9 protein-coding genes are annotated in these 14041 nt (G+C 57.0%); 6 read left to right on the plus strand and 3 right to left on the minus strand.

Annotated elements, in window-relative coordinates; all coding sequences use genetic code 11:
* Positions 1-85: 85 nt before the first annotated feature.
* Positions 86-523 (plus strand): YhcB family protein, encoded by a 438-nt coding sequence (locus JFT85_RS11670; RefSeq protein WP_003171734.1) that lies wholly within the window; start codon positions 86-88, stop codon positions 521-523.
* A gap of 196 nt (positions 524-719) precedes the next feature.
* Here the strand turns inward: JFT85_RS11670 and JFT85_RS11675 are convergent, their stop codons facing one another.
* The 3 genes from JFT85_RS11675 to JFT85_RS11685 all read right to left on the minus strand — a co-directional run bounded on the left by JFT85_RS11675 (position 720) and on the right by JFT85_RS11685 (position 4359).
* On the minus strand, positions 720-2444 hold the full coding sequence (locus JFT85_RS11675) for an ABC transporter ATP-binding protein/permease (protein ID WP_078827738.1): 1725 nt from the start codon (positions 2442-2444) through the stop codon (positions 720-722).
* Positions 2445-2543: 99 nt separating this feature from the next.
* Positions 2544-3104 carry a response regulator transcription factor gene (locus JFT85_RS11680; RefSeq protein ID WP_004372278.1) on the minus strand — a complete coding sequence of 187 codons (561 nt, stop codon included), beginning with the start codon at positions 3102-3104 and terminating at the stop codon, positions 2544-2546.
* Positions 3097-4359: an ATP-binding protein gene (locus JFT85_RS11685; protein WP_053254380.1), complete on the minus strand. Its 1263-nt coding sequence runs from the start codon at positions 4357-4359 to the stop codon at positions 3097-3099. The genes JFT85_RS11680 and JFT85_RS11685 overlap by 8 nt, the downstream gene beginning before the upstream one ends.
* 204 nt (positions 4360-4563) lie before the next feature.
* Here JFT85_RS11685 and JFT85_RS11690 point away from each other — a divergent pair, with 204 nt between their 5' ends.
* The 5 genes from JFT85_RS11690 to JFT85_RS11710 all read left to right on the plus strand — a co-directional run bounded on the left by JFT85_RS11690 (position 4564) and on the right by JFT85_RS11710 (position 13947).
* Entirely contained in the window at positions 4564-5277 is a 714-nt protein-coding gene (locus JFT85_RS11690) for an SIMPL domain-containing protein (protein WP_069553192.1), read from the plus strand.
* A gap of 441 nt (positions 5278-5718) precedes the next feature.
* Positions 5719-8448 carry a hypothetical protein gene (locus JFT85_RS11695; RefSeq protein WP_242486530.1) on the plus strand — a complete coding sequence of 910 codons (2730 nt, stop codon included), beginning with the start codon at positions 5719-5721 and terminating at the stop codon, positions 8446-8448.
* A gap of 101 nt (positions 8449-8549) precedes the next feature.
* Positions 8550-10151, plus strand: a complete 1602-nt coding sequence (locus tag JFT85_RS11700; RefSeq protein ID WP_201229878.1) for an ABC transporter substrate-binding protein — start codon at positions 8550-8552, stop codon at positions 10149-10151.
* Between the two features lie 258 nt (positions 10152-10409).
* A complete protein-coding gene (locus JFT85_RS11705) occupies positions 10410-12038 on the plus strand; it encodes an ABC transporter substrate-binding protein (protein ID WP_053254376.1) in 1629 nt (542 codons plus the stop codon).
* 364 nt (positions 12039-12402) lie between these two features.
* Positions 12403-13947, plus strand: a complete 1545-nt coding sequence (locus tag JFT85_RS11710; RefSeq protein WP_392397283.1) for an ABC transporter substrate-binding protein — start codon at positions 12403-12405, stop codon at positions 13945-13947.
* Positions 13948-14041: the final 94 nt, after the last annotated feature.

Here is a 14041-nt window from a genome sequence, read left to right on the forward strand (position 1 = left end):
TGGCATGATTGCGAGCTTAATCGCGGTATACAGCGCAGGTCCGAGCCGTTAACGTAAAGCAAAGCCGTTTATAGAGGAAGGACTCGTGGAACACTCGCTCTTAGTTTGGTTGTTGCCGACTCTCGCCTTGGTCGCCGGTGTCGCCATTGGATTCCTGGTTGCCCGCCTGCTGCCGAATGCCGCGCCTAACCGCACGCAGCGTCAGTTGGATGACATTCAGGAACGTTTTGACAGTTATCAGAACGAGGTTGTTACCCACTTCAACAGCACCGCGACCCTGGTCAAGAAGCTCACCCAGAGCTACCAGGAAGTACAGGATCACCTCGCCGATGGCGCTAACCGCCTGGCCCTCGACGACATCACCCGCCAGCGTCTGCTGGCTGCGTTGCATTCCGATGCACCGCAAACCCCACGGGAACGCCTGACCCCTCCGCGGGAAAACCAGGAGCCACCACGGGACTACGCGCCAAAAACGCCAAACGCCCCAGGCATGCTGGATGAGCACTACGGCTTGAAGAAGTAAGTCATTTTCAAGCCTTAAAAAAGCCCGGCTGATCGATGATCAACCGGGCTTTTTTGTGGGCTTCACTCTCCAGCACAATGACGATCCAGTGTGGGAGCGGGCTTGCTCGCGAAAGCGGTGGATCAGTCAACACAACTGCAACTGACAGACCGCATTCGCGAGCAAGCCCGCTCCCACATTTTGATCGAGTGTGACCTCAGGACACGGGTTGCTCCTGCAACAGCCCAGCCTCGATCCGCACATGCCGCCCATGAAAACGCTTGAGGCTGCTGCGATGGCCGACGCTGACGATGCTCAGCCCCGGCAGTTCATCGATCAACGCCTGGTACAAGTTCGCCTCATCCTCTTCGTCCATGGCCGAGGTGGCTTCGTCCATGTACAGCCATTGCGGCGCGAACAACAAGGCGCGGGCAAAGGCCAGGCGCTGCTGCTCACCGGGTGAGAGCATACGTTGCCAGTGGTTAGCTTCATCCAGACGGCTGACAAGGTGCGGCAAGCGGCAGGTTTCCAGGACCTGTGCATAACGTTGCGCCGGATACACGCCGTCGTCCTGTGGATAACTCAATGCAGCTTTCAAGGTCCCAATCGGCAGGTAGGGTTTCTGCGGCAGGAACAGGTAACGCGCCGCCGGCAGGCGAATACTGCCGTGCCCTGCAGGCCACAAGTCGCCCATTGCACGCAGCAGCGTACTTTTACCACTGCCGGAACGCCCACTGAGCATCACCCGCTGGCCCGGCTCTACGGTCATGTCGGCGTCGGTGAGCAAATGGCGACCGTCGGCCAGGTCCATGCCCAGCTCCTGCACGACCAGACTCTGCCCCTCGGAGCGCACATCAATGGCCGGAGCACGTTGCTCGTTGTCGCTCATGGCCTGGCGGAAGCTGAGCAGACGATCACTGGTCGCGCGCCATGAAGCCAGCTCCGCATACGCGTTGATAAACCAGCTGAAGTTCTCTTGCACGTTGCCGAACGCCGAGTTGATCTGCATCAGCTCGCCCAGCTCGATCTTGCCGGTGAAGTAGCGTGGTGCGGCGACGATAAACGGAAAGATGATCGCAATCTGGCCGTAGCCGGCAGTAAAGAAGGTCAGGCGCTTGGACACTTTCATGATGTCCCAGAAGTTGTGCCAAACCTTGCCGAAGCGAGCACTCAAGCGCTGGTTTTCATTCGGCTCGCCGTTGTACAGGGCAATGCTCTCGGCATTCTCACGCACCCGCACCATGGAAAAACGCAGGTCCGCTTCGAAGCGTTGTTGTTGGTTGCTCAAGCCGATCAATCGACGGCCGATCAGGTGGGTCAACCAGCTACCGACACCCGCATAGACCAAGGCGCACCAGAACATGTAGCCGGGAATGGTGAAGCCAAACACCTCAATGCTGCCCGATACCCCCCACAGAATGATCGAAAACGACACCAGGCTCACCACGTTGCGCAGCAGGCCTAACCCCAGGCTCAAGGTGCTGGAGGTGAAGTTGTTAAGGTCTTCGGAAATCCGCTGGTCCGGGTTATCGGTGTAACCGCCCTGCTCCAGCTGGTAGTAGTTCTTGTCGGCAAGCCAGCGCGCGAAATGCTTTTCGGTGAGCCAGGCACGCCAGCGAATCGTCAGCATTTGGGTCAGGTACAGACGATAAACCGCGCCGAGAATCGCGACGGCGGCGATCCCGCCGAAATAGCCGATCAACTGCCAGAAAGCGGCAGTGTCCTTCTTCTCCAGCGCGTTGTAGAAATCCTTGTACCAGTGGTTGATCCATACGGAGATCGCCACGCTGAACAGCGACAAGCCAATCACCGCACCCAGCAACAACCAGGCCTTGCCCTTCTCTTCACTGCGCCAATACGGCGTGATCATCGCCCAGGTTCGGCGGAAGAATTGCCCACGCACCGCGTCGTTGACCGCGGAATACTCAGCGTTCTGATTCATCGTTCAGGCTCTGTAAGAAAATGTGACAGGCGTTTGAACCGATCATAGACGATCGGTTCAGCGCGCCGTGCTGCCTGAAGCGGATTGTTCAGACTTTGTTCAGCGCCGTACCGGGCGTTTCTGCAGCTTGCGTTGCAGGGTGCGACGGTGCATGCCCAGGGCACGGGCAGTGGCGGAGATATTGCCTTCATGCTCGGTCAGCACGCGCTGGATGTGTTCCCACTGCAGACGGTCCACCGACATCGGGTTTTCCGGCACCAGGGTGTCGAGGTCGGCGTGTTCGGAGAGCAAGGCAGCCAGTACGTCGTCGGCGTCCGCCGGCTTGCACAGGTAGTTGCAGGCACCGCGTTTGATGGCCTCGACGGCGGTGGCGATGCTGGAATAACCGGTGAGGATCACCACGCGCATTTCCGGGTCGAGTTCCAGCAGCTTGGGCAGCAACACCAGGCCGGAGTCGCCGTCCATTTTCAGGTCGAGCGCGGCGTAGTCCGGCAAGTCAGCCTGGGCGATGCTCAGGCCTTCTTCGGCGGAACCGGCGGTGCTGACACGGAAACCACGACGGCTCATCGCGCGCGCCATGACACGGGTAAAGGTGGCGTCGTCATCTACCAGCAACAGGTGCGGCAGTTCTTCGCCTTCGACTTGGATCTCGTCACTCATCGATATCTCCTCGTGCGACACGGGGCAGGCGCAGCTCGGTGAGCGTGCCACCTTCCTCATGACTATAGAGCTTCACTGAGCCGCCCGCGCGGGTCACGCTGGCCTTGCTCAAAAACAGGCCGAGGCCGAAGCCTTTGCCCTTGGTGGTAAAGAACGGTTTGCCGATCTGCTCGGCAATGGCCAGCGGCACGCCCGCGCCGTGGTCACGAATGCTGATGGTCACGTGTTCCGCGTCCCAGTCCAGCTGCACGCCCAGGCCTTCGGGGCAGGCGTCAGCGGCATTGTTCAGCAGGTTGAGCAGCGCCTGGGTCAGGTCCGGGGGTGGCGCCATGCGTGGCACGCTGCCCTGGCCCAGCAGGTTAAAACGGTAACTGGCTTCGGGACGCATCAGGTGCCAGCGGTTCAGGGCTTCATCGAGCCACTGGGTCACGTCCTGCATCTCGACGGCCAGGCGCCGGTTGGCTTCGGCGGCACGCACCAGTTGCTGCAGCGTCTGCTTGCACTGTTTGACCTGTTCCTGCAGCACGCTCAGGTCATCCTGCAGGGCTGGGTCGTGATGGTCCTGGACCATCTCATTAAGCAGCACGCTCATGGTTGCCAGCGGCGTGCCCAATTCATGGGCGGCGCCAGCCGCCTGAGTGGCGACGGCCAGCAATTGCTGGTCGCGCAGGCCTTCTTCGCGACGAATCGCGCGCAATTCTTCCTGGCGGCGCAGTTCTTCGGCCATGCGCGCGGCGAAGAAGGTGATAACGGCGGCGGACAGCGCAAAACTCAACCACATCCCGTAGATCTGCAGGTTTTCCCGCGCAATGGGGAAGGTCTGCAATGGATAAAACTGAGCCAACAACAAGGTGTACAGGGTCAGGGCAATACCCGACAGCACCACCGAGTAGCGCCACGGCAAGGTCACGGCGGCGATGGTCAGTGGCACCAGGTAATAAGAAACAAACGGGTTGGTGGAACCACCGGAGAAATACAGCAACACACTGTGGATAAACAGGTCGCAGGCCAATTGCAGGGCGTATTCCAGCTCAGTCACCGGCCACGTGGTGCGCAGGCGGATAGCCGTAAACACACACAGCACGATCGAGAAGCCGAGGGTCACGGCCAGTTGCAGCCACGGCAACGGCAGCAGGTCGAACCAATACGCGAGCCCGACGGAGCCGGCCTGTGCGGCCAGTACCAGGGTGCGAATGAACGTCAGGCGCCAGAGGTTCTGGCGTGTGGCGGAAGTCAGTTTTACGGCGGCGAGCATGAGCTCTCCCGGTGAGCGCTGCAGGCGGATCGGCAGGAGTATAAACGAAGCAGGCCGCCTGGCATGGCGTGTGTGGCTCTTTGACGCAGGCCGAGCAAATGACCGTTCGTCGGCACCCGACAACTTGTAGCGAATGTGTAAACCCGAAGAACCCGACATCACCGTCTACAGTCATACCGAACACGACTATCTCAAGGAGCTTCCATGTCTCGTTTCACTCGCAGTGCAGCCGTTCTGACCCTCAGCGCCAGCGCCCTGGCCAGCCTTCCCGCCATGGCCGCCGATGCGCTGAATTACAACCAGATTTCCCTGCGCGCCGAGGTCAGCCAGGAAGTTGCCCGCGACAAGATGATCGTCACCCTCTACACCGAATCGCAAAACGCCGACCCGGCCAAGCTTGCCGCTGAAATCACCACAACGATGAACAAGGCGCTGGGCGAGGCTCGTGAAGTCAAAGGCGTGACCCTGCGTCAGGGCAGCCGCAACAGCTACCCGATCTACGACAACAAGAACCAGAAGATCACCGGCTGGCGTGAACGCGCTGAACTGCGCCTGGAAAGCGCTGACTTCCCGGCGCTGTCCAAGCTCACCGGCGAGCTGCTGAGCACGCTGAAAATGGAAAACATGGACTTCGCCATCGCCGACACCACGCGCAAGGCCAGCGAAGATGCGTTGCTCAAGGATGCGGTTGCCGCGTTCAAGGCCCGTGCCCAGCTCGCAACTGATGCGTTAGGTGGCAAGGGTTACAAGATCGTCAATCTGAACTTCAACACCAATGGCTACCCGATGCCTTACGCCCGAAACGGCGGGATGATGATGAAAGCGGCCATGGCGGATTCGGCACCGACGCCGGAAGTTGAAGCCGGCACCAGCCAGGTGAACATGAGTGCTGATGGCGTGATTGAAGTCCTGCAGTAAGCTTATCGACTCCAAACAAACGGCGCAGCCCTGAGGGCTTGCGCCGTTTTTTTATACCTTGGTTTCCAATACCACGAGCGTTAAGTTTTTCCCCGTGGCTGTAGGCCGCTCCTTATGAGCGCTTTTTTTGTACAGAGCACACGCATAACGTGGAACCTTGCGCGCGCTTTTAGCCACGCAGTGATAAGTAACGCCATGCGGACACTTCAAAAGTTTAGCAAGTAAGTTCTGTACAAAAGATAGACCAACAAAATTAATTTTATCCTTTGGCTTATGTAAATCACACACTCGCAAACGTGACTTAATCAGTGTCAAGAGAACACTGATCAGCCCCTCGTAAAAATCATGACATGGCGTACTGGCGCGGTGCACGCACTGCCAGCCGTACTGTTTCGCGCCCAGAAAACATCGTTAATTAATGATCAATAAAGCGACCCGATAATGAATACACTCTCGCCTCTGCTACCGCCGCCTATTACAACGCCCGCTCAACACAGCCGCCCGACTCGAGCCATTGACACTGCGCCGACAGTAGAAAATACACCGTCGGGCATGCCGCCCCTTTCAGAAGATAAAGCCTCAGGCCTGGGACAAAAACCGAGCTCGGCTCCAACCCCCAACCATGAACTGGATTTCGCCAAGGGCGTCATTTATGGGGCGGTCGGCGTTTCCCCGCCCACAGCAAGTTACACGCTACAGGAGCGCCTACAGCGGATCGACGCTTATGCCGGTCGGGTCGTAACGCAAATCAAGCACATAGAAAGCGGCGAGGAATGCGAAAGCAATATCAGGTTCCAGAAGACTCGCCAGTTTCTGGAGCCTGCCGGCTACTTCAGCGGTGGGTTATTGGCCGCTGGGTTAGACCCACATGAAAAAATCACCGTGACATTCAACGCTTACGTGGGGAAATGGAAACCGGAAGTCAAGACCAACACCGAGACACGCACCTATTTTGCCTGGGAAATTGCCGCGGGTGCCCTGAAGCACGATAGACCAGCGGAAGGCGGCCTGCTCAACTTCCAAACCATGGAAATCCAGCCCCAGGACCGCAGCAAGATCAACGATCTGGAAGCGCTGGGTGCGAAGCTTCAAGATCACTGGAAAGATGACATAGCCAAGCCCTTGCGCGACGAGTCAGGCGCATTGGCAAAGCGCTCGGGGAAAGCCGATGCCTATGTTGTGAAGGGCATCTTGCAAGGCCTGCGCAATGATAAAGATATCTATAAAACGCTAACGCCTGAAGGTCAAATAGCCGTTGACCGCACGCTGGACAAGAAAGGGAACGTGCTCATCCCAAACATATACGGCTATCCAATGGCCGGGTACGCGTTCATCCCTTACGTCAATTATCACGGCAACTATGACACCCGACCCAATCAAGGCCTGATGATTGACTTGAAGAACGGTACGGTCAATGAAATAGGCGGGGATGATGATTTTGCCCGCTGGGCCGGTAATAATCGTGAGGCATTGCGGGCCAGCTTTAACGCCCGGGACAAGCAAGGCGGAAAAGATGCTCATTGGCCAGCCGCAGGCAATGTACTCGAAAACATTATTGAGGGTAATCATGCTCATTACCCAGGACGTCATAACTTCCTCAGTGATAAACAGGTCCCCGTAAAGGAGACATTTAATTACACTCAATCTCGAACACAAAGTTACCATTTAAAGTTCGGAGATCTGAAATCCGGCATTGCTGCAGATTATCAAGAGCTCAACGCCAACAACGCAAAGTGGGCCGATCAAACCGAGGTATTTGGCGCCTCGCAGCAAACGTGGAAGGAAGCCAAAGAATTGTGGGGGCGCACGTTCGGCTACGTGCCCATCCTTGGCAACGCGGGCAATATTTACTTCGGTGTCCATGACTCCATTTATGGCATGACCGCCGACGATCGTGTGGGCGGCACGGCCGCTGCAGTCATATCGGGCCTGCAACTGGCGCACGAACTTGCACCCTCTGTGGCAGAGGCGGGGCTGGGTGAGCCTGCAATCGCTACCCGCGCCTCGACGCCGCGGCCGTACAGCTGGAAATACAATGAGCAGACGCGCGATTTTGAGTTCGTGCGAGCGCCAGAAACTTCGAACAAGGCTGACACAAACGCCACCAAACCTGCGAGCACAGCTGTAACCCCTCCGACGAAGACCGCCGCATCCTTCCCGGGGATGCAGGAAATAGAGTTCAGGGGCAAAACGTATTTCGTCGCGGATAAACCCGATGCCTGGAACGGCACGGCTTACTTGTTGCGAGTGAAAGATCCGAGCGACCCAACAAAATTGGTGAGCAGTGGCATTATTGCCAACCCTGATGAGGCAGGCGTGTGGAAGAAAGACGTGTTAACGGGTGGCGGAAGGTGGCCATGGCAACGCCCCGAATCACCCACCCCAAGTATCGAACCCAAGACCCCGTTGATGTCGGATCAGTTTCTGGAATTAGACGGGACAAAAATGCGAGGCTCTACGACGCTGGATCAATACCTCAATGGTGAGGAGCACGCCTATACCTATGGTGTTGCTATTAACGATAACGGTGAGACCGTACCGCAGGTTTCCTGGACAGCTGACGAGAACCCAGCCCACGCCACACCACACCCGACAGCTGGAAAATCAACGTTCGGGACGAGTGAATACAGTGAGCAATTTATTAGAGATATAAACCGCAGCCGGTTCACAGTGAACACGCCAGAGGGCATCACACTGGAAATCAACATCCCCGAACAGGTCCGGTTGCTTCAACAGCAAAAAGGCGCCACGTTGTCAACTGCCGAACTCAACAGCGTCATACAAGAAAACATTGAAAAGTTTGAGATCGCTATACCAGATGCCGCGTTAAGAGCCCGAATTTCTGAAGTTGCCAATCAATGGTTGCTCGGTGCTGCCCCCGATGAGTTTCGAACATCTCGTTTCAACGGCACAGTATTTGGTAGCGGTCGAGACCCCCACTACATTATCGAGTATGCGGGAGAAGGAAAAACGGCCACCGTCACAGGGAAATCTGACTTTATACTTACCCGACTAGACGAAAGTAATGGGGAACTTGAAACACTGACTGATGTAAATGTAAAAGCGTCAAGAACAATCACTATAGACACCAGCAATGAAATTGACGGCGACGGTTATGTCATCAACCCCTCAGCGCCTACCCGTATAGAGATCACGGCTGTACTGGACTGATCAGTACTCACCTCTATCTGCCCTTACTGAACGGCGGTAACCTCGGTGACCGCCGTTTTCGTTTGGGCAATTTTTGGCTGCCAGCCACTTCAGGGGACTCCATGGAAAGAATCGCGTTTAAACCACTGCTACTCGCCGCCAGCCTCCTGGCCTGTATGCCCATGGCTCACGCCGCCAGCACCCTGGTCTACTGCTCCGAAGCCAGCCCCGCCGGCTTCGACCCCAGCCAGTACACCAGCGGCACCGACTTTGATGCCTCCGCCGAAACCGTATTCAATCGCCTGACCCAGTTCAAGCGTGGCGGCACCGAGGTTGAACCTGGCCTGGCAACACGCTGGGATGTCTCCAAAGACGGCCTGACCTACACTTTCCATCTGCGCGATGGCGTCAAGTTCCACACCACCGAGTACTTCACCCCTACCCGTGACTTCAACGCGGATGATGTGCTGTTCACCTTCAACCGGCTTTTGGACGCCGAGAGCCCATTCCGCAAGGCTTACCCGTCCGAGTCGCCGTACTTCACCGACATGGGTTTGAACACCACGATCAAAAGCGTCGACAAACTCGACGAGCACACCGTGCGTTTCAGCCTGAACAATGTCGATGCCGCGTTTGTGCAGAACCTGGCCATGAGCTTTGCCTCGGTGCAATCGGCCGAATATGCGGCTCAGTTGCTCAAAGAAGGCAAGGCGGAGGACATCAACCAAAAACCGGTGGGCACCGGGCCGTTTGTGTTCAAGCGCTACCAGAAGGACTCGCAGATTCGCTACGTCGCCAATAAACAGTATTGGAAGCCCGAGGATGTGAAGCTCGACAACCTGGTGTTCGCGATCACCCCGGACGCGGCCTCGCGTATGCAAAAACTCAAGGCCGGCGAATGCCAGGTCAGCGGTTACCCACGGCCGGCCGACATTGACGTGATGAAGCAGGACCCGAACCTGCGGGTGCTGCAACAAGCCGGTTTCAACCTGGGCTTCCTGGCTTACAACGTGACCCACCCACCGCTGGACCAACTCAAGGTGCGCCAGGCCCTCGACATGGCCATCGACAAGCCCGCAATCATCAAGGCCGTTTACCAAAGCGCCGGTCAATTGGCGCAGAACGCGCTGCCTCCCGCGCAGTGGTCTTATGACCCGAATATCAAGGACGCGCCCTACGACCCGACCAAGGCTCGGGCGCTACTAAAAGAAGCAGGGGTTGCACCCGGTACCACCATCAACTTGTGGGCGATGACCGTGCAGCGCGCCTCCAACCCCAATGCGCGAATGTCGGCTCAGATGATCCAGCAGGATTGGGAGAAGGTGGGTATCAAGGCCAATATAGTCAGCTACGAATGGGGCGAATATATCAAACGCGCCAAAAATGGCGAGCACGACGCGATGATTTATGGCTGGACCGGCGACAACGGCGACCCGGATAACTGGCTCGGCGTGCTCTACAGTTGTGCTGCGGTCAAGGGCAGCAATTATGCAAAATGGTGTAACCCGGCCTACGACAAACTTGTGCAGCAGGCCAAGCTCAGCAGCGACCGCGAGCAGCGCATCAAGTGGTATCAACAGGCGCAGAAAATCCTTAAGGAACAAGTACCTATAACGCCTATTGCAAACTCGACGGTTTTCCAGCCGATTCGAAAAGAAGTGCAGGACTTCAAGATCAGTCCGTTTGGCCTAACGCCGTTCTACGGTGTCAGTCTAGATAAGTAACAGCAACGCCCCAACCGAGTGCGCCAGACGCCTCGATTGGGCTTTTTTGGTGCGCCGAATGCACCGAAAAAACCCTCTATATATATGCATTTATGTACAAACTTTCATAAATGCGACATTCCTGTACGTTCGTACCACACTTTGCTGCTTGCAACGGTTCAGCATCTTGCAATGGGTATGGCCCCTGCATAAGTATCCGCAGGCCGACTCACGAGGTCGCCCTCACCACCAAAAATGACAACAAATCATGAGGCCAACATGCTTAAACACGCAGTCCTTCCGCTTTTAGTGAGTGCTGGCCTTATGGCCGCAGCTCCGTTCGCCCATGCGGCGACTAACCTGGTGTTTTGCTCCGAAGGGAGCCCGGCCGGTTTCGACGCAGCCCAGTACACCACCGGAACAGACTTCGATGCCTCGGCCGAAACCATGTTCAACCGTCTGACCCAGTTTGAACGCGGCGGCACCGCTGTAGTTCCTGGGCTGGCCACTAGCTGGGACGTGTCCCCCGATGGCCTGACGTACACCTTCCATCTGCGCGACGGCGTGAAGTTCCACACCACTTCGTACTTCAAACCGACCCGTACCTTCAATGCTGATGACGTGCTGTTCACGTTCAACCGCATGATCAACAAGGACGATCCGTTCCGCAAAGCCGCCCCTACCGAGTTCCCGTACTTCACGGACATGGGGATGGACACCAACATCAAGAACATCGAGAAAGTCGATGACCACACCGTCAAGTTCACCCTTGGCACCGTGGACGCGGCGTTCATCCAGAACATGGCGATGAGCTTTGCTTCGATCCAGTCGGCCGAATACGCCGCCCAGCTGTTGAAAGAAGGTAAAGCGACCGACATCAACCAGAAGCCAATCGGCACTGGCCCGTTCGTGTTCAAGAGCTACCAGAAAGACTCGAACATCCGTTACACCGGCAACAAAGACTACTGGAAACCTGAAGACGTCAAGATCGACAACCTGATCTTCGCGATCACGACTGACCCATCGGTACGTATCCAGAAACTCAAGAAAAACGAATGCCAAATCACCTTGTTCCCACGCCCGGCCGACCTGAAGGCGCTGAGCGAAGACAAGGACCTGAAAATGCCGCACCAGGCCGGTTTCAACCTGGGCTATATCGCTTACAACGTCATGCCAGTTATCAAAGGCCAGACCGCGCCTAACCCGCTGTCCGACCTGCGCGTACGTGAAGCCTTGGACATTTCGGTGAACAAGCAGCAGATCATCGACTCCGTCTACCAGGGCGCGGGCCAACTGGCCGTCAACGCCATGCCGCCAACACAGTGGTCCTACGACACCACCATCAAAGATGCACCGCACGACGTGGCCAAGGCCAAGGAGTTGCTCAAGGAAGCTGGCGTTAAAGAAGGCACCGAGATCACCCTGTGGGCCATGCCGGTTCAACGTCCATACAACCCGAACGCCAAGCTGATGGCCGAGATGCTGCAGAACGACTGGAAACAGATCGGCCTGAAGGTCAACATCGTCAGCTACGAGTGGGGCGAGTACATCAAGCGTTCCAAAGGCGGCGAAAACCAGGCCATGATCATTGGCTGGAGCGGCGACAATGGTGACCCGGACAACTGGCTGAACGTGCTGTTCGGCTGCGACTCGCTGGGCGGTAACAACTTCTCCAAATGGTGTGACAAGAAATTCGACGGCATCGTGAAAGAAGCCAAGGCTACATCGGATGTCGCCAAACGCACCGAGCTGTACAAGCAGGCGCAACATATCCTCAAAGATGCAGTCCCGATGACACCTATCGCGCACTCGACGGTGTATCAACCCATGCGCAACACCGTGCAGGACTTCAAGATCAGCCCGTTTGGCTTGAACTCCTTCTACGGCGTGGGCGTAAGCGGCAAGTAAGGATTAGTAACGGCGACGTTTCATAACGTCGCCGTTATTGCATCCGCCTAGACCGTAGGAAACGGACCACGACAGAACTCGTTGCGTCTTACAGCAATGAGCCGCGACGTAGAACCCCGTTACCTACAAGGTCAATCCATTTTGGCGCATTTACTGCGAAGTCCGCGGCCCATACCGTCGTAGGACAGCAGAAGCACCAATAACGGAAAGGCACTTGCTGTGTGTGGGATCAGTGATGTCTCCCTGGCTGAACGCCAGGGTGATTGCTCGCTGATGACAACAACAAACAAGGATCGGGATCGTCATGCGCCATACCACTGTTCTATCCGCAATTTTTGGCACCAGCCTGCTGGCTGTGGCCACGATGGGCCAAGCCGCCGACAAGAAGAGCCTGGTGTTCTGCTCAGAAGGCAGCCCGGCCGGGTTTGACACCGCGCAGTACACCACCGCCACGGACAACGATGCGGCCGAGCCGCTGTACAACCGCCTGGTTGAGTTCGAAAAAGGCGCGACCAATGTGGTGCCTGGGCTGGCAACCAAGTGGGATATTTCCGAAGACGGCCTGACCTATACCTTTCACCTGCGTGAAGGGGTGAAATTCCACAGCAACAAGGAATTCAAGCCGACGCGGGACTTCAATGCCGACGACGTGCTGTTCACCTTCAACCGCATGCTTGACCCCGACCACCCGTTTCGCAAGGCCTACCCTACCGAGTTTCCGTACTTCAACGGGATGAGCCTGAACAAGAACATTGCCAAGGTCGAGAAAACCGACCCGCACACCGTGGTGATGACGTTGAACACGGTCGACGCCGCGTTCGTACAAAACATCGCCATGAGCTTTGCCTCGATTCTGTCGGCCGAGTACGCCGAACAGTTACTGAAAGACGGCAAACCCAGCGATATCAACCAGAAGCCCATCGGCACGGGCCCGTACGTGTTCCAGCGCTATCAAAAAGACTCGCAGATCCGTTATGTGGGTAACAAACAGTACTGGGACCCGAGCCGGGTCAAACTGGATCAACTGATCTTCGCCATCAACACCGACGCGTCGGTGCGGGTGCAGAAGCTCAAGGCCGGCGAGTGCCAGGTGACCCTGCATCCGCGCCCGGCCGACGTCGACGCCCTCAAGGCTGACCCGAACCTGCAACTGCTGACCAAGCCGGGTTTCAACCTTGGCTATATCGCCTACAACGTGCGCCACAAACCCTTCGACCAGCTCGAAGTGCGTCAAGCGCTGGACATGGCGGTGAACAAGCAAAGCATCCTCAATGCGGTGTACCAGGGCGCCGGGCAACTGGCCGTCAACGCCATGCCACCGACGCAGTGGTCCTACGACGAGACCATCAAGGACGCCGCCTACAACCCGGAAAAAGCCAAAGAGTTGCTCAAGGCTGCCGGCGTCAAGGAAGGGACCGAGATCACCCTGTGGGCGATGCCGGTGCAACGGCCGTACAACCCCAACGCCAAGCTGATGGCCGAGATGCTGCAAAGCGACTGGGCCAAGATCGGCCTCAAGGTCAAGATCGTCAGCTACGAGTGGGGCGAGTACATCAAGCGCACCAAGAACGGTGAGCACGATATCAGCCTGATCGGCTGGACCGGTGACAACGGTGACCCGGACAACTGGCTGGGCACTCTGTATAGCTGCGACGCCATCGGCGGGAACAACTACTCCATGTGGTGTGACCCGGCGTACGACAAGCTGATCAAGCAAGCCAAGGTCGTGACCGACCGCGAACAAAGGACTGTTCTGTACAAACAGGCGCAGCAACTGCTCAAGCAGCAGGTGCCGATCACGCCAGTCGCCCACTCGACGGTCAACCAGCCGTTAAGCGCCAAAGTCGAAGGGTTCAAAGTCAGCCCCTTCGGCCGCAACGTGTTCTCGGGCGTCAGCATTAACCCATAAGAAAATAACCGGATGGCGGGGGGCCAAATTGGCTCTCCGGCAAACGTGCAGCCTTTTGTTGGGAATTTTCCTACGGCAAACGTTTGCAATAGCT

This window comes from Pseudomonas sp. TH04 (assembly GCF_016651355.1).
Lineage (GTDB): Bacteria > Pseudomonadota > Gammaproteobacteria > Pseudomonadales > Pseudomonadaceae > Aquipseudomonas > Aquipseudomonas fluorescens.